General features: G+C 61.5%; 16 protein-coding genes. 9 read left to right on the plus strand and 7 right to left on the minus strand.

What is annotated here, in order from left to right:
- The first annotated feature begins 231 nt into the window (after positions 1-231).
- The 3 genes from GGD40_RS02110 (at position 232) to GGD40_RS02120 (ending at position 4,000) form a co-directional block, all read left to right on the plus strand.
- Entirely contained in the window at positions 232-2,040 is a 1,809-nt protein-coding gene (locus tag GGD40_RS02110) for a chloride channel protein (protein ID WP_373565247.1), read from the plus strand.
- Between the two features lie 55 nt (positions 2,041-2,095).
- Entirely contained in the window at positions 2,096-2,350 is a 255-nt protein-coding gene (locus GGD40_RS02115) for a hypothetical protein (RefSeq protein WP_179704477.1), read from the plus strand.
- A 249-nt stretch (positions 2,351-2,599) separates the two neighbouring features.
- Positions 2,600-4,000 (plus strand): MFS transporter, encoded by a 1,401-nt coding sequence (locus GGD40_RS02120; RefSeq protein ID WP_179704479.1) that lies wholly within the window; start codon positions 2,600-2,602, stop codon positions 3,998-4,000.
- A 23-nt stretch (positions 4,001-4,023) separates the two neighbouring features.
- Here the strand turns inward: GGD40_RS02120 and GGD40_RS02125 are convergent, their stop codons facing one another.
- From GGD40_RS02125 to GGD40_RS02140, 4 genes are all read right to left on the minus strand, one after another.
- The gene (locus GGD40_RS02125; RefSeq protein WP_179742666.1) at positions 4,024-5,268 is read right to left on the minus strand and encodes a citrate synthase; all 1,245 of its coding nucleotides are present in this window, start codon (positions 5,266-5,268) and stop codon (positions 4,024-4,026) included.
- 108 nt (positions 5,269-5,376) lie between these two features.
- Positions 5,377-5,769 (minus strand): VOC family protein, encoded by a 393-nt coding sequence (locus GGD40_RS02130; RefSeq protein ID WP_179742667.1) that lies wholly within the window; start codon positions 5,767-5,769, stop codon positions 5,377-5,379.
- A gap of 26 nt (positions 5,770-5,795) precedes the next feature.
- Positions 5,796-7,112 (minus strand): MFS transporter, encoded by a 1,317-nt coding sequence (locus GGD40_RS02135; protein ID WP_179704485.1) that lies wholly within the window; start codon positions 7,110-7,112, stop codon positions 5,796-5,798.
- Positions 7,113-7,166: 54 nt separating this feature from the next.
- On the minus strand, positions 7,167-7,925 hold the full coding sequence (locus tag GGD40_RS02140) for an SDR family oxidoreductase (RefSeq protein ID WP_179742668.1): 759 nt from the start codon (positions 7,923-7,925) through the stop codon (positions 7,167-7,169).
- 290 nt (positions 7,926-8,215) lie between these two features.
- Here GGD40_RS02140 and GGD40_RS02145 point away from each other — a divergent pair, with 290 nt between their 5' ends.
- Complete coding sequence (locus tag GGD40_RS02145) at positions 8,216-9,178, plus strand: 2-hydroxyacid dehydrogenase (RefSeq protein WP_179704489.1); 963 nt, start codon at positions 8,216-8,218, stop codon at positions 9,176-9,178.
- A gap of 103 nt (positions 9,179-9,281) precedes the next feature.
- Here GGD40_RS02145 and GGD40_RS02150 read toward each other — a convergent pair whose 3' ends face one another.
- Positions 9,282-9,671, minus strand: coding sequence for a hypothetical protein (locus tag GGD40_RS02150; RefSeq protein ID WP_179742669.1), 390 nt, complete (start codon positions 9,669-9,671; stop codon positions 9,282-9,284).
- Positions 9,672-10,110: 439 nt separating this feature from the next.
- On the opposite strand from GGD40_RS02150, the gene oxlT reads away from it, so the two are divergent.
- The 4 genes from oxlT (at position 10,111) to GGD40_RS02170 (ending at position 15,065) form a co-directional block, all read left to right on the plus strand.
- The gene (gene oxlT, locus GGD40_RS02155; RefSeq protein ID WP_179704493.1) at positions 10,111-11,442 is read left to right on the plus strand and encodes an oxalate/formate MFS antiporter; all 1,332 of its coding nucleotides are present in this window, start codon (positions 10,111-10,113) and stop codon (positions 11,440-11,442) included.
- A gap of 64 nt (positions 11,443-11,506) precedes the next feature.
- The gene (gene oxc, locus GGD40_RS02160; RefSeq protein WP_179704495.1) at positions 11,507-13,249 is read left to right on the plus strand and encodes an oxalyl-CoA decarboxylase; all 1,743 of its coding nucleotides are present in this window, start codon (positions 11,507-11,509) and stop codon (positions 13,247-13,249) included.
- Positions 13,250-13,274: 25 nt separating this feature from the next.
- Positions 13,275-14,525 (plus strand): formyl-CoA transferase, encoded by a 1,251-nt coding sequence (gene frc / locus GGD40_RS02165; protein ID WP_179742670.1) that lies wholly within the window; start codon positions 13,275-13,277, stop codon positions 14,523-14,525.
- 108 nt (positions 14,526-14,633) lie between these two features.
- The gene (locus tag GGD40_RS02170; RefSeq protein ID WP_179742671.1) at positions 14,634-15,065 is read left to right on the plus strand and encodes a PAS domain S-box protein; all 432 of its coding nucleotides are present in this window, start codon (positions 14,634-14,636) and stop codon (positions 15,063-15,065) included.
- Positions 15,066-15,325: 260 nt separating this feature from the next.
- Here the strand turns inward: GGD40_RS02170 and GGD40_RS02175 are convergent, their stop codons facing one another.
- Positions 15,326-15,580 carry a hypothetical protein gene (locus GGD40_RS02175; protein ID WP_179742672.1) on the minus strand — a complete coding sequence of 85 codons (255 nt, stop codon included), beginning with the start codon at positions 15,578-15,580 and terminating at the stop codon, positions 15,326-15,328.
- A 111-nt stretch (positions 15,581-15,691) separates the two neighbouring features.
- Here GGD40_RS02175 and GGD40_RS02180 point away from each other — a divergent pair, with 111 nt between their 5' ends.
- A complete protein-coding gene (locus GGD40_RS02180) occupies positions 15,692-15,901 on the plus strand; it encodes a hypothetical protein (RefSeq protein WP_179704503.1) in 210 nt (69 codons plus the stop codon).
- Here the strand turns inward: GGD40_RS02180 and GGD40_RS02185 are convergent.
- Positions 15,898-16,701 (minus strand): EAL domain-containing protein, encoded by an 804-nt coding sequence (locus GGD40_RS02185; RefSeq protein WP_179742673.1) that lies wholly within the window; start codon positions 16,699-16,701, stop codon positions 15,898-15,900. The two genes, GGD40_RS02180 and GGD40_RS02185, sit on opposite strands and share 4 nt — an antisense overlap.
- Positions 16,702-16,703 lie beyond the last annotated feature (2 nt).

Consider the following 16,703-nt stretch of genomic DNA (forward strand, 5'->3'; position numbering starts at 1 on the left):
CTCACACTATGATAGATCACAGGGTGACATATACCGTCATGCCGCGTTCGGCGTTTGAGTAACGCGGCGTTCGCTGCCGGAGAACGGACTCGTCGGCGGCGAATCGAGGCGCTGGAGGTCGGCGCCGGCGGTTCGGCCCGCGAACCCGCAGTGCTCTGAGGACCTCATACGATGCCGGGCGACGCCGATCGGCCTGATCAGACAGAAAGAAGCGAATCGCGCCACGTCAAGGTGGCGCCGCTCCAACCGCGCGCGGTCAGCCATCAGGACGACGATGCCGTTGAGCCCCTTGCTCTGCGTTGGCTTTGTCTGCTCGCGTTTGTCGTCGGTATCGTCACGGGGTTCGGCGCGGTCGTATTTCGCGCCTTGATTGGGCTCGTGCACAACGCGTTCTTTCTCGGCCGTCTGTCGTTCGCCTATGACGCGAGTCATTTCACCGCGGCATCCCCGTGGGGTGCGTTCGTGATTCTCGTGCCTGTGCTGGGCGGCCTCGTGGTCACATGGATCGTCAGCACGTTTGCGCCGGAGGCCAAAGGTCACGGCGTGCCCGAGGTCATGGACGCGATCTATTACAAACGTGGTGTGATTCGCCCGGTCGTGGCGGTGGTGAAGTCGATTGCGTCTGCTTTCGCGATTGGTTCCGGCGCCGCGGTGGGCCGCGAAGGGCCGATTATCCAGATCGGCTCGGCACTCGGCTCGACGCTCGGACAGGTCGTACGGATGTCCGCAGGGCAACGCATCACGCTGGTGGCGGCAGGGGCAGGAGCCGGTATCGCCGCGACTTTCAACACGCCGATCGGCGGCGTGCTGTTCGCCACCGAACTGATGATGCCGGAGATCAGCGTCAACACGTTCTTACCGGTGGCGATCGCAACCGGCACGGCGACGTTTTTGGGGCGGCTATTCTTTGGTGACGCCCCGGCGTTCTTTGTCCCGGCGCAACTCGGCGCCATTCCGAATCAGCCAGGCAGCGCGTTGACGCTGATTCTCTATGCGCTGCTCGGCACCGTGACGGGCGCTGCGGCAGCGTTGCTGATCCGTGCGTTGCATTGGGCCGAGGACGCTTTTGACCTCATACCGGGGCGTTATCAGCGGCACGCCTGCGGGATGCTGCTGGTCGGCATGACGATGTATCTGCTGTTCCGCCTTGCGGGTCACTATTACGTGGAAGGCGTGGGCTATGCCACGATTCAGGCGACGCTCTACGGTCAGCTTCAGGGCGGTGCGTTTCTATTGATGCTCGCACTGTGCAAGACGCTGGCGACATCGGTCAGTCTGGGGTCGGGCTCATCGGGCGGCGTTTTCTCCCCGTCGCTCTTTATCGGCGCCACGCTTGGTGCCGCTTTTGCATCGCTGGTCGCGATGGTCATGCCCGGCGCGCCGGTTAGCGCGCCGGCTTTTGCGATGGTGGGCATGGGCGCAATGGTCGGCGGCGGCACCGGCGCCGCGATGACCGCGGTGGCGATGATCTTCGAAATGACGCGCGACTACGACATCGTGCTGCCGATGATTCTCGCGGTGGCGTTCAGCTTAGGCGCGCGCCGGCTGTTGTCGCCGGAAAGCATCTATACGCTCAAGCTGGTACGGCGCGGCCACCCGATTCCGAATGCGATGCACGCCAACATGTTTCTCGTGCAGAACGCGGCTCAGGTGATGGAAACCGACGTCTTCGTGCTCGACGCCCAGGTGCCGTTCCGTGACTTGCTGACCCGTTCGGAGGGCCCGGCATTCCGGCACGTAGTCGTCACGCGCGAGCACGAGATCTATGGCGTCTTACGTATCAACACGGGGCTGCGCCGGGCGGTGAGCGAAAGCGAATCGGATATTTCGCTTGGCGCGCTGGCGCAACGGAATTTCATCGTCGTGCGAGAAAACGACGTAGCTTTCGGTGTGATTACGCAGTTGTGGAAACAGCACGCCATGATGGCGGTCGTGGTGGGGCGGCACGAGGGACACGGTCCCGCGCGCGTGCTTGGGATCATCGCGAAAGAGCACATCGCCGACGCCGTGGCGAGCAGCATCAGGATATTTCCCGGCTAGGCGGCAGGAGCGAATAGCATGCTGTCGCGCGGGATCTGTCGCAAAGGAGCGAACCGTGAAACTGGTACATGAGTTGGATGCGGCATGCAAACGCATAAGCAAAGCGTTGCATTTCGACGCACTGAAAAACGTCTCAACTCAGAAGCAAACAGTAGAGAAGGCGCCCGCATGCGGATGGGTGATTGTTTACCGCACGGCGCAGGGATTTTGCTGCATGTACGATGGCGCGCCGGTTGAATTCGGCGAAATGCTCGACGTTCAGATCTGGTCCGAGGAAATGGATGTGCAGACGTATTTCATTGGCTTATGAAAGTCTTACGCTCGATCAGGACGCCGCACTCAACCGACGCACGTGACGTTCGTGTCGTGTCCTGGACATCGCAGTAGCGCCTCAGTGTTCATGCGTATTGCAGAACCGGCCGATCCTATGGGAGATTGCAAAACGTGTCTTGGCTACCGATGAACGATGAAGCCACGTCGTCTTCATTCAGCCGCCAGGGCCACTGCCGAAGGCGCTCATTTCATTGCGGTCCTTTCTAACAAGAAACAAGAGGCGACTATGTCCAACCAGCAGGCCGCTGAAATTGCCGCACGTCTCGACCGGCTTCCCCCTTCGCGCACTGTCTGGATCATGGTGATCCTGATCTCGCTCGGCGGCGTGTTCGAGTTCTACGATCTGTTCTTCACCGGCTATGTCGCCCCGGGAATGGTGCAGTCCGGGCTATTCAAGCCCGAATCGCTGGGCCCGTTCGCCGCGCTCGCGCCACTCGCCGTGGCGGGGTTCGGCACCTTTGTCTTTGCCACGTTCGCGGGCCTATGGGTCGGCGCGCTGACCTTGGGTTATGTGGCGGACCGCTTCGGGCGGCGCGTGATCTTCACCTGGTCGCTGGTCTGGTACATGGTCTGCACGATCATCATGGCGTTCCAGACGACCGGGTTCGCACTCAATATCTGGCGCTTCGTCGCGGGCATCGGCATTGGTGTCGAACTGGTGACGATCGACACTTATATTTCCGAACTGATTCCGAGCCGGGAGCGCGGTCGCGCGTATTCGGTCAATCAATTCATCACGTTCTCGGTCGTGCCGGTGGTCGCGTTTCTCGCGTACGCGTTGAACGGCACCAAACCGCTCGGCCTCGACTATTGGCGCGTGGTGATCCTGATCGGGTCGGTCGGCGCCGTCGCCGTCTGGTTCTTGCGGCGCAACATTCCGGAAAGCCCACGCTGGCTCGCACGGCATAACCGCTTCGACGAAGCCGAACGGATCGTCGCCGAGATCGAGCGACGCGTCTCGCTCGAGAAAGGCATCGCGTTGCCGCCGCCGCAAGCGGTGGAACCCGAGAAAGAGGGGCGCGGCGCGTTCAGGGAAATCTTCGCCCCCGGTTATCGGCGCAGGACGATCATTCTGTCGATCTTCAATATGGCGCAGGTGATCGGCTTCTACGGCTTTGCCGCGTGGGTGCCGACGTTGTTGATCCATCGGGGCATTCACGTCACGGCAAGCCTGGGTTATGCGTTCGTTATCGCGATCGCCAATCCTTTCGGTCCGCTCATCGGGACGTTGTTCGCCGACAAACTCGAACGCAAAACCCAGATCTGCGGCGGACTCATCACGATGGCCGTGGTGATCGCGGTCTTTTCGCAAGTGTCGACGCCCTGGATCCTGACCGTACTCGGCGTGCTCTTCACGCTGGCGGCGAACATCATGTCCTATGCGTATCACGGCTACCAGGCAGAGCTTTTCCCGACCCGGATACGCGCCCGGGCAATCGGCTTTGTCTATTCATGGAGCCGGATTTCCGCCGCCTTCGCCGGCCTCGCCATCGGCATTCTGTTACACGGCTACGGCGTGCCGGGGGTTGCGGCTTTTATCGGGGTTTCCATGCTGGTCGCCATCTGCATGATCCTGCTTGGGCCCGCTACGAAGGGACTGTCGCTCGAAACCATCAACCAGCATTGAAGCCCGTGCGGTGGTGCGCCTGCTCAGCGCCCCACCGTTTTGAACACGCGATTCTTGTCGAGCGTGACCGGGTCGAGCGGCTTACCGGCATCGGCTTCGGGCGGCGCCGCGCTCGCGTCTTCCAGCGCGCGTCCGGTGTAACGTCCGCGTGGCCGGATCACCTTGCCCACCCGCAGCTGCTCGATGCAATGCGCGAGCAAACCCACGCTGCGCGCCGTGGCGAACAGTGCGAACGACGCATCGCGAGGGAGCGCAAGTTGCGCCGCCAGGCTGGCAAGCGCGACGTCGATATTCGGTTTGAGCCCGGTCAGCGCTACCACCCGCGCGATGAACGACATAATCTCTGCGGGCGGATCCAGCACGTCGAGCAGGGCGGCCGCGCGCGTATCGCCGTCCGGATACAGATGATGTCCGAAGCCCGGAATGGGAATGGCCGAGCGTAAGTGATGGGCCACCACGTTTTCCGCACCGAGTCGCTCGACGTCGTCGAACACGGCTCGCACTCGACCTGATGCGTCGCCGTGGAGCGGGCCGGAGAAGGTGGCGAGCCCCGTGAGCAGGCAGCCCGGCAACGAGGCGCCGGTGGAGGCGGTAATCCGCGCGGCGAACGCCGAACTCGTCATCTCATGGTCGGCGACCAGCACCATCGCGCGGCGGATCAACTCGGCGCCGGCGCGGTCTTGGCTCCAGCCGAGCGCGAGCTGTTCATGGGTGTGTTGCCCGGGCGTGTCGCCGCGCGCGCCGAACGCTCGCGCGATCAGCGCCACGAGCCGGCCGGCCTCGACATGCAAGGCGCTGTCGGTGCGGCCTAGCGTGGAGTGCCCGCAAGCCGCGAGCGCCGCCAGCGAGGTGAACGCACATTGCCTGCCTCGCTCCTCGCCTTGTAGCGGCAAGTCGCCGGTATCGAAGGCAATCGGTGCGCGCGCATTCCAGAGAATGGCCGCGACCTCTTCGAGCGTGGCAGTTTCCGACAGCCGGATGCTGTCGCGTCCCCGGTAATACGGGCGATCTTTCGAGAAGGTGGTAATGCCGCTGTAAATGCAGGGCTCCGCACCGAATATCGTGCCGGCGGCGAGCGCCTCGCGTTTGCGTCCCACCTGCTTCTTGCGGCACAGCGCGGCGACGTCCTCGGCACGATAGAGGCTCTTGCGCGGATCGAGCGGATCCGGCATCACCGCGATATTGCCGCGGCTGACGTAGGCGTAGACGGTCTGCGCCTGCACGCCGAGTTGTCGAGCCGCTTCGGTTAGCGTGATCCAGTTTCGCATGGGATATCGGGCGCGGTGATACGAGAGAAAAGGGCCGCACGGAACGGTCGACACGGCTCGCGGATTGCCTGCACCCACGGCCGATGCTGGGTCGATTCTGGCCTTGTTTCAGGTAAAAGTCATCTCGGCGGGACGGCGCTCCAGAATCTCGATGAGGATGTCGCCCGGCGATCGCACGAAGCAGGCTCGGACTCCAGCGCGGACCTGTTTGACCGGTTCGACGATTTCCGCATCGCAGCGCACCAGGTGGTCGAACGCGGCGTCGAGGTCGTCCACGAGCACGCCGAAATGGTCGATACCCTGGGCTTTCTCGCCCTGAAGCGGCCGGCCGCCTGGCGCGCCAGGCAGCGGCGTGATGAACAGATTGATGCTGCCTAACCGCACATCCACTCGCCCAGGCCGACGCATGATCTCGGCGTTCAGGCAGCGTGCGAACCATGCGGCGGTGGCTTCGGCGTCCGCCGAGCACAGTTGCAGATGATCCCACTTGAATTCGATCATTCAGTTTCTCCGGATAGTCGAACGCATTACAGTTCGATGCGCGAAAGCTTCCCTAGCAGCACGGAGTACGAGAGCGTCCCGACCAGGCAGATGCCGCCCATCAGGTTGAGTGCCCAGTAGAAGTGGCCGGTATGCTGGGTGATGTAGCCGATCATCAGCGGCGTGGTGACCGCCGCGATATTGGCCGCGAGGCTGGTGATGCTGCTGGTCAGGCCCACGTATTGCCGTGGCGCGATTTCGGAGACGGCGGCCCACGACATCGAGCCGACGCCTTGCGCGAAGAACGCGATCGTCAGAATGGCGATCACCCCTTCATTCGATTCGACGAAATTCACCAGCATGATCGACGCGCCGAGCAGGGTGCCGATGATGAGCGGCGCTTTGCGTGCGGTGGACAGCGAGACGCCGCGCCGGATAAAAAAGTCCGACAGCAATCCGGCGATCAGAATGCCGAGTGTCGCGCCGATAAAAGGCAGCGCCTGGAAAATCCCTACCTTGATCATCGACATGTGCCGCGCTTCGATCAGATAGGTCATGAACCACGTGGTGAAGAACACCAGCAAGGTGTTGTTGCAGAACTTGCCGATGCAGATAGCGATCACCTGCCGGTAGCTGAGCAGCTTGAGCGCCAGGCGCCAGTTGAACTTTTCGCGCGGCTTGCGCGTGGCGGTAGCGCCTTCGTTGATGTAGTTCAGTTCGGCGGCATTCACGCTTGCATGATGCTGCGGATCGCGATAAATCCGATACCAGACAAAACTGAACAGAATGCCGAAGCCGCCCGTCACGAAAAATACCGCGCGCCAACCGTACGAAGCGGAGATCCACAGCAACAGGCCGGTGAACAACGGCGTCCCAATGTATTGCCCCATCACGTAGACGCTGGTCGCGAAGCCGCGCTCGCGGGCAGGAAACCATAACGTGACGGCGCGCGCGTTCGAAGGAAAGGCCGGCGCTTCAAGCGCGCCGATGGCGAGCCGCGAGCCGAGCAGCATGTGGTAACCGGTCGCGAGACCCTGCGTCAGCGTGGCGAACGACCAGCCGACCAGCGACAGTGCGTAGGCGAGGCGCGAACCGAGCACGTCGGTCAGCACGCCGCCCGGCACCAACGCAATGGAATAGGCGAGGCCGAATCCTGCAAACAGCTCGCCCATTTCCATCCGGTTGAGCGCCAGCCCTTTAGAAAGACCCGGTGCGACGATGCCCAGCGCCGAGCGATCCACGTAATTGAGGACGGTCGCCACGAGCAGCATCGAGAGCACGACGTAGCGGACTCTCGAGCGTTTCGTGGTGTCCGCGTAAGCCGGATTGCCAGCCGGCAAGCTGTGTTCCTCTGCGACTTTCATCGGTGTCTCCAAACAGGGGCCAGCTGGTTTTTTTATATCTGGCTGAATGACGATTTATCCGCGGCCCACGAACGGCATTGCGCTCGCCATGATGGTCATGTTCAGCACATTCGCTTCGAGCGGGAGGCTGGCCATGTGCACGACCGCGTTGGCCACGTGCGTCACGTCCATTCTCGCTTCGGGCGCCATGCGTCCATCCGCTTGCAGGACGCCCTTGTTCATCCGTTCCGTGAGCGAGGTCGCTGCGTTGCCGATATCGATCTGACCGCAAGCGATATTGAACGCGCGTCCGTCCAGCGAAATCGATTTGGTGATACCCGTCACCGCATGTTTGGTCGCCGTATAAGCGATGGTATGCGGCCTCGGCGCGTGCGCGGAGATCGAGCCGTTGTTGATGATGCGCCCGCCTTGCGGCGACTGCGCTTTCATCAAACGGTACGCGGCCCGTGCGCACAGAAACACGCCGGTCAGATTGGTGGCCACCACGTCGTTCCAGAAATCGGTGTCGTAGTCTTCGAGCGGAACGGCGCCGGCGTTTCGGCCCGCGTTATTGAAGAGCACGTCGAGCCGCCCGAATGCCGCGGCGATGTGCAAAAAAGCCTGGTCGACCGAGGCGGCGTTGCTGACGTCGGCCTGAAATACCTGCGCCTCGCCACCGGCCACGCCGATGACTTCTTTCGTTTCCAGCAGCGGCTCGGCTCGGCGCCCGATCAGCGCGACGGTGAACCCGGCTTCGGCGAGCGCCACGGCGGTGGCGCGGCCAATGCCGGAACCGGCGCCCGTCACCGCGGCGAATTGTTTCGATGCAGGCATTTCATTTCCTCCTGGGCATTCCATTGAACATGGGAAACAGAGTTGCATTCGCCCTCGTCGTTGAGCAAGCTTGATTGATTGAATCAACATCCAAGGGCTTGGCGGGCGGGAATGCCCCAGGGTTTTCCTGAGGCGATCGATTGCAGGGAGAGGGGCAGGACATCGGGCGGCGCGACGTGCGCCGTACCGGCACGAAAGAGGGGGCGCAGGAGTTGATTGATCGAATCAATATTGACGTCCGAGTCGGCGGTTTCGTAGGCTCTCGACGTCACTCCCTCGAAGGAAAAATCATGTCGCAAACTCACCGCACCCGTCTGTTGATTGCGCGAAAAGTCCCCGCCGCCGTGGCGAATCGCGCCGAGGCCGACTTCCACGCGTTCGTGACCGAGTCCGATATGGACTCGGCGTCGGTCGTCGACTTCTGCAACCGGCACGACGTGCCGGCCATCCTGATCGGCAAGAAGTCCGGCTTGCAGGCCGAGCACATTGCCGCGCTGCCGTCGACAGTCAGGATCATTGCCAACGCCAGCGCGGGCTTCGATCACATGGACGTCGCCGCCGCCCGTGAACGGGGCATCGCCGTCACGAACGCGCCTGACGCGTTGACCGAATGCACCGCCGACTTCACCCTGCTGCTGGTGCTGGCGGCGTGCCGCCGCGCGTCGGAATACGAACGGATCATGCGCAACGGCTGGGGTAAGTCGTTCGGTATGACCGACATGCTGGGCACGCGCGTGAACGGCAAGACGCTCGGTATCGTCGGATTTGGGCGCATTGGCCGTGCGGTCGCGAAGCGTGCGCAAGGTTTCGGCATGCGCGTGATCTACACCGACGTGCGGCGCGCGGATGCGGCGCTGGAGAATGGCGCGACGTTTTACGCCAGCCTCGACGACATGCTGCCGCAATGCCAGGTGCTCACGCTGCATGTGCCGGGTGGCGGTGTCCCGCTAATGGCGAAAAAAGAGTTCGGCTTACTGCGCAAGGGGGCGGTATTCATCAACGCGGCGCGTGGCGGTCTGGTCGACGAAGATGCGCTGTATGACGCGCTGACATCGGGACATCTGTTCGGCGCGGGTCTCGATGTCTACCAGCACGAACCCAACGTCGACCCGCGCTTCGCGGGACTCGATAACGTGTTCCTGACACCCCACATGGCGAGTGCCACGATCGAGACGCGCGACCAGATGGGTTTCACCGCATTGGACAACGTCGCCGCCGTGCTGGATGGGCGCGCTGCGTTGAACCCGGTCTGATGCGCGCTTGCCCGGCATCTGGGCGATCGATGGGTGAGTGGCCGGGGATGTCCCGGCCACTCGCCACGCGCAATAAAAATGCTTTGAACGTGTTGCGCCGCGTCTAGATACCGGCCAGCGCGGGCAACTCCATCTCAAACGAAAGCCGCTCGCTCCGGCTGATCGCCGCTTGCCGGGGCAGCGCGCGGTTCATCTGCGGCGCGCTCGCACCCTGAATCTGCAAGCACGCCGGATAACGCAGGCGCTTTTTCTCAAGAATCGCCTCGCTCAAAAACACCGCGCTATAGGCCTTCAGCAAGTGCGCATGGTGCGCTTCGATGTAGGCCTCGATCTGCTCCCGCTCGCCGTCTATCCCGGCCAGCGACGCGAGCGTGCGCACGTCCCAACGAAAACGCAGGCCGAGTTCGTCGAACGCGGCGTTGTACGCGCATAACTGCGCCTGGATTTCCGCGTCGAGCGCGGGATCGGATGCTTCGACTGGCGAGGCGTTCATGGTCAATCTCCTCATGGCAAGTGGCATGAACGGAGAGTAGAAGGGCGAATCGATAAACAACAGTCAAAGTTTTTTCTAAAAACCATAGCTCTTCGTTTATGCGTTGGTTTACCCGAACCCCCTCCGCAATGCGATCTCACTCGTCCCGGCAGCGAACACCATTACCCATCAACCGATGGAGCGGGGCGGCGACCGGTCTATTAGGCATACCTAATACAAACCATAAAATGTTTTAATTTTTACTTATCCATCTTCACGCGCAGCATCCACTCAGACACGCTACGACCCCAACCGCCTGCTACCGGCTGGTTGCACGTACAACGAGTTCCCTCTGGCCGACCATTGGCGCTTCATTGCACTCAGACCGGCAGCGAAGCGATTCGATCACGTAAGTCCCACGCGCCGTTCGAGCGCGACGGAACATGCAGGAGACGCAGACATGGAACATTCCAACGTCCCGGAGAGCGGCCGCACCGCCTTCTGGCATCACCGCTGGGCGCAACTCGCGATCGGCGTCGTGTGCATGGGGCTCGTGGCGAACCTGCAATATGCATGGACGCTGTTCGTCGTGCCGATGGACAACGCCCACCATTGGGGCCAGGCGGCGATCCAGACCGCGTTCACGATCTTTATCGTCACCGAAACCTGGCTCGTGCCTGTCGAAGGCTGGCTCGTCGATAAGTTCGGCCCGCGTCCCGTGGTGATCGGCGGCTCGCTGTGCGCGGCGCTCGGCTGGATCATCGACGCGCATGCAAGCAGCCTCGCCGCGCTGTACGTCGCGGCCGTCATTGCCGGTGTCGGCGCGGGCTGCGTGTACGGCACCTGCGTCGGCACGGCGCTCAAATGGTTTCCGGACAAGCGCGGCCTCGCCGCCGGTTTGACCGCGGCGGGCTTCGGCGCCGGCGCGGCCGTCACGGTGATTCCGATCGCCAACATGATCCAGCGCTCGGGCTACGAGCATACGTTCATGTTCTTCGGTATTTTTCAGGGCGTTTGCATTCTGCTGCTGGCCACGATGCTGGTGCGTCCCAAGCCACCTGTCGGCGCGATCGCGGCTAAACGTGTGGTCGCCAGCAAGATCGACTACACGCCCGGCGAGATGATCCGCTCGCCGCTGTTCTGGGTGCTCTATCTGATGTTCGTGTTCGTGGCCGCTGGCGGCATTATCGCGACCGCGCAGTTGGGGCCGATTGCGAAGGAATACGGCTTCGCGAAATTGCCGGTCAGCCTGATGGGCATCACGCTGCCGCTGCTCACGATGACGCTGTCGATCGACAATCTGTGTAACGGCTTCACCCGTCCGTTGTGCGGTTTTCTATCGGACCGCATCGGCCGCGAAAACACGATGTTCATGATCTTTCTCGGCGAAGGCGTCGCGTTGCTCGGGCTGATGCAGTTCGGCCACAACCCGTACGCCTTCATGTTCTTCGCCGCTGCCGTGTTCCTGTGCTGGGGCGAGATCTTTTCGATCTTCCCGGCCACCTGCGCGGATACGTTCGGCAGCAAATACGCCGCGGCGAACGCCGGGACGCTTTATACCGCGAAGGGCACCGCGTCGATGCTGGTGCCGCTCGCCTCGCTGCTCTCGGCGAACGGCGGATGGAGCACGGTGTTTATCTCGGCAGCGGTGATCTCGATCGCCGCCGCCGTCTCCGCGAAGTTTGTCCTCGCGCCGATGAGAAAGCGTTGGATCGACAACTCGGGCGCGCCGGCCGGCGCGGCAATCGCCGAAGCCCGACTGCAACCTTTGTCCAGCGGCTCGCGTGAATGATCGATAACACGACCGCGCCGCTTGAACCACACCTCATAACGACCCGCCACCCAGGAGAGAAGTCATGGCAGAAGCCGACCAGCCCGCAGCAGACGTTACGTCGAAACAGCAGGCCACTGAGACGACCGATGGATTCCATCTCGTCATCGATGCGCTGAAACTGAACGACATCGACACACTCTTTGGCCTGGTCGGTATTCCTATCACCGACCTGGCGCGGCTCGCGCAAGCGGAAGGAATGCGTTTCATCGGCTTTCGTCATGAGCAACACGCCGGCAACGCGGCGGCCATTTCCGGCTTTATTACCAAGAAGCCGGGCATTTGCCTGACGGTATCGGCGCCGGGTTTCCTGAACGGCCTGACGGCCCTCGCCAACGCGACCACCAATTGTTTCCCGATGATTTTGATCAGCGGGTCCAGCGAACGCGAGATCGTCGACTTGCAGCAGGGCGATTACGAGGAAATGGATCAGTTGAATGCGGCGAAACCGTACGCGAAAGCAGCGTATCGCGTGTTGCATGCGGAGGACATCGGCATTGGCGTGGCGCGGGCGATTCGTGCCGCGGTGTCGGGCCGGCCCGGTGGCGTGTATCTGGATCTACCGGCCAAACTGCTCGCGCAAACACTCGACGTCGTCAAGGCGCAGCAGTCGCTGGTGAAAGTGGTCGACGCCGCACCACGTCAGTTGCCGGCGCCGGAATCGGTCGAGCGCGCGCTCAACGTATTGAAGAACGCCAAACGTCCGCTGATTTTGCTCGGCAAGGGCGCGGCCTACGCGCAGGCCGATGCGGAAATTCGCGCGTTCGTCGAGCAAAGCGGCATTCCGTATCTGCCGATGTCGATGGCCAAAGGTCTGCTGCCCGATACGCACGAGCAATCGGCGTCCGCGGCGCGCTCGTTCGTGCTGGAGAACGCCGACGTCGTCGTGCTGATCGGCGCGCGTTTGAACTGGCTGCTGTCGCACGGTAAAGGCAAGACGTGGGGCGGGGCGCCGAAGCAGTTTGTTCAGGTGGATATTTCGCCGACCGAAATCGACAGCAACGTCGCGATTGCCGCGCCGGTGATCGGCGATATCGGCTCGTGCGTGGCGGCGCTGCGCGCCGGTGTCGATTCGAGCTTCATGAAGTCGAACACCGAATGGACCGCCGCGATCGCCGAACGCAAGAATAAAAATCTCGCGAAGATGGCCGCGACGCTCGACCAGAATCCGTCGCCGATGAATTTTCACAGTGCACTGCGGGCGATTCGCGATGTGCTGAAGACGCGCCCGGACATCAATGTCGTCAACGAAGGTGCGAATACGCTCGACTACGCGCGCAGCATCATCGACATGGCCGAGCCGCGCAAACGCTTCGACTCGGGCACGTGGGGAATCATGGGCATCGGCATGGGCTTCGCGATCGGTGCGGCGGTGACGACCGGCAAACCGGTCGTTGCGATAGAAGGCGACAGCGCGTTCGGTTTCAGCGGCATGGAACTCGAAACCATCTGCCGTTACGACCTGCCGGTTTGCACCATAGTATTCAACAACAACGGCGTGTATCGCGGCACCGATGTGAACCCGACCGGCGGCAAGGACGTCGCGCCGACCGTGTTCGTGAAGGGCGCGCGTTACGACAGGATGATCGAAGCCTTTGGCGGCGTCGGCCACCACGCGACGACGCCGGAAGAACTGACGAAGGCGCTGGTCGAGGCCATCGCATCGGGCAAGCCGACGTTGATCAACGCCGTGATCGACGAAGCGGCCGGCACCGAAAGCGGCCGCCTGACCAATCTGAATCCGCAAAGCGCGGCAATGAAAAAGTAATCCGGGCAACCCAGGAGCTATCACCATGACCAAACCTCTCGACGGCATCAAGATCATCGACTTCACGCACGTCCAGGCCGGCCCTGCGTGCACGCAGTTGCTCGCCTGGTTCGGCGCGGACGTCATCAAGGTCGAACGGCCGGGTTCCGGCGACGTGACGCGCAACCAGTTGCGCGACATACCCGATGCCGACGCGCTGTACTTCACGATGCTCAACAGCAACAAGAAGTCGCTGACGCTGGACACGAAAAAACCCGAAGGCAAGGAAGTCCTCGAGAAACTGATCCGCGAATCCGACGTGCTCGTCGAGAACTTCGGTCCCGGCGCATTGGACCGCATGGGCTTTTCGTGGGAACGTCTGAACGAATTGAATCCGAAGATGATCGTCGCTTCGGTGAAGGGCTTCAGCGACGGCCATCACTACGACGACCTGAAGGTCTATGAAAACGTCGCGCAATGCGCGGGTGGCGCGGCCTCCACCACCGGCTTCTGGGACGGTCCGCCGACCATTAGCGCCGCGGCGCTCGGCGACAGCAACACCGGCATGCATCTGGCAATCGGCATTCTGACCGCGCTGCTCGGGCGCGACAAAACCGGCAAAGGCCAGAAGGTCGCGGTGTCGATGCAGGACAGCGTGCTTAACCTGTGTCGGGTGAAACTGCGCGACCAGCAGCGGCTGGAACGGGTGGGGTATCTCGAGGAATATCCGCAGTACCCGCACGGCGAATTCGGCGACGTGGTGCCGCGCGGCGGCAACGCGGGCGGAGGCGGTCAGCCGGGGTGGGTGCTCAAATGCAAGGGCTGGGAAACGGATTCGAATGCGTACATCTACTTCACGATCCAGGGCCATGCGTGGGAGCCGATCTGCAAGGCGCTCGGCAAACCCGAGTGGATCGACGATCCGGCCTACAAGACCGCGGAAGCGCGCCAGCCGCATATCTTCGAGATCTTCAAGACGATCGAAGGGTGGCTGGCCGACAAGACCAAATTCGAAGCGGTGGACATCTTGCGCAAGTTCGACATTCCGTGTGCGCCGGTGCTGACCATGAAGGAACTGGCTAACGATCCGTCGTTGCGTGCCAGTGGCACGATCGTCGAGGTACCGCACAGTAAGCGCGGTTCGTATCTGACCGTGGGCAGCCCGATCAAGTTTTCGGATATGAAGCCGGAGGTGACGGCGTCACCATTGCTGGGAGAACACACCGACGAAGTACTCGCGAGCTTGGGCTATAGCAAGCAGGACATCTTCAATCTGCGGGAAGTCAAAGCGGTTTAATACGCTCAGCGGCAGTCATGTTGTTCAGGCTCGGCTGAATAGTCGGGCCTGCAACCGTGATGCCATGTTCTCGATTCAACTCTCTACTTTCAACTTCGGGGAAGCGCCGTGCAGAGTGTCATCGACTTCAAGCAACTGGCCAATGCAATCGGCGACGCGATCGTCATTTCCGATGCGCGCGGCAACATCGAATTCTGGAACCCGGCGGCCGAACGGATGTTCGGCTTTACTCAAGAAGAGGCGATCGGCCATTCTCTCGATCTGATCATTCCGGAACGATTGCGTGGCCGTCATTGGGACGGTTATCACAAGACCATGGCGAGTGGTGAAACGCGCTACGGCAATGACGTTTTGCGCGTTCCTGCCATGCACAAGGACGGGCGGGCATTGTCGATTGCTTTTACGGTCGCGTTGCTGCATTCGCCGCAAAATGAACTCAGCGGGATCGTGGCGGTGATTCGCGATGAGACCGCACGTTTCCGGGAAGATCGTTTGATGCGCAAGCGGCTCGCGGAACTGGAAGCGTCGGCGGGGGCGTGAATCACGCTTGCGCGGACGACGCGCCGGGGTTGATATCCGCGCAAACGTGTTCACGTTGGATGTGACATTTGTTGGCAAACGCCGCCCAGGCGTCAGGTTAAATTTGGCTCGACACGATCCAGCCCGCACTCTGCGCGCGTCGAAAGAGGTTGAAGCCAACGATGAAAACACCGAATCAGGTTCAAGTGACGTTTGCCTTTCACCCGGCAGACTACAGCGCGTTTCAAACGGCCGCCAGCATTGCCGGCCTCGATGAACAGTCATTTGGTGCTCTGGCGATCCATCGCGAGGCACAACGCGTGCTCGACGAAGCGGGGCGCCGTCAGCGAGCCGCTTCGGAAAATCTCGACGTGTTCAGTTAACGCCTGAATCGAGCCGACCGTGACGAATGAATCGTTGACGAAATCAATATCAGAACTCCATTTGCAACTCGCAACGATAGAAGCGCGAATCTCATCGAAGCCTGTCATTGTCACGGGCGTGCAGGGCGTACGGATCATGCGTCTGGTTGCCATGATCTCGGGCAATGCGTTCCGATATGCGCTCGTGAGGAAGAGGCCGGCGGGGCGTTGGTGCTAGGGATAGATCTGACTGGCACACCTTCTTTCGGTCGGAACTAAAAAAACATGCGAACACAAACGACTGTTCACGCGGGGCTGCGTGATGCGAAGGCAATGACGCGTCCGACGGGCGAGGAGACCAACACGTCCCGTCTTCGGCCGCGCTGGGTGGCGCTGCTTGCCATCACGGTGATTCCCCTATCGATGTTGTTCGTGTGGGGATTTCTTCATCTCATTCTCGTGCTGGTGTTTCCGAGGCCGGTCATTGCGCATTAATGAGCAAGACCGTGCCTCGCCACGAGCTCGGCAATTCGATCATGTGCGATTGGGGCGGAGATGTAATAGCCCTGACAATCGATGTGGCCAATTGTGCTGGCCCACGCGAACTGCGCTTCCGTTTCAATACCTTCTATAACGACTCGCTTGCCGAGACGCTGCCCGAGCTGCACGAGCGCTTCAACGATGACCTTTGAATCCGCATTCTCCTGAATGTCGGCCATGAAGCTGCGATCCAGCTTCAGCGTGTCGACCCCGAGCCGATGCAGAATGACGAGCGACCAGCACCCTGAGCCGAAGTCGTCGATTGCAACACTCACACCCGATTCTCTGAGGGATTCCACCGCCGAGGCGAGTACTTCGATCGAACCCGGATCGGTGGCCTCCGTGAGTTCGATCTGCAAACGGGAGGCATCGATCGAATTCCGGCCAAGCAGGCTGGACAGTTTGCCTGGCAAGTCAGGTCGGCGTACTTCGCTGGGGGGAAGGTTGACAGCTAATGACAGTGTGTCATACCCACGAACGGTCCAATCGGACAGCGTCCTGACCGCTTCCGCGACGACGAAGTCCGTGAAACGTCCTGTCAACGGGGAGTTTTCGACAAGGTCGATAAATGAGGCTGGCGAGAGCACGCCGCGTGACGGATGCCGCCATCGCAGAAGCGATTCGAAGCCGGATAGCCGTCCTTCCTGAAGCCGCAGTTTCGGCTGGTAGACGAAGAAGAATTCCCGTCTGGCCAGGCCGCGTTCCGCCTCGGCGATTGAACAGGACTTTAGAACGTTTGCGGTGAGGTGTGTCATGG

Origin of the sequence: Paraburkholderia bryophila (genome assembly GCF_013409255.1) — a bacterium.
Lineage (GTDB): Bacteria > Pseudomonadota > Gammaproteobacteria > Burkholderiales > Burkholderiaceae > Paraburkholderia.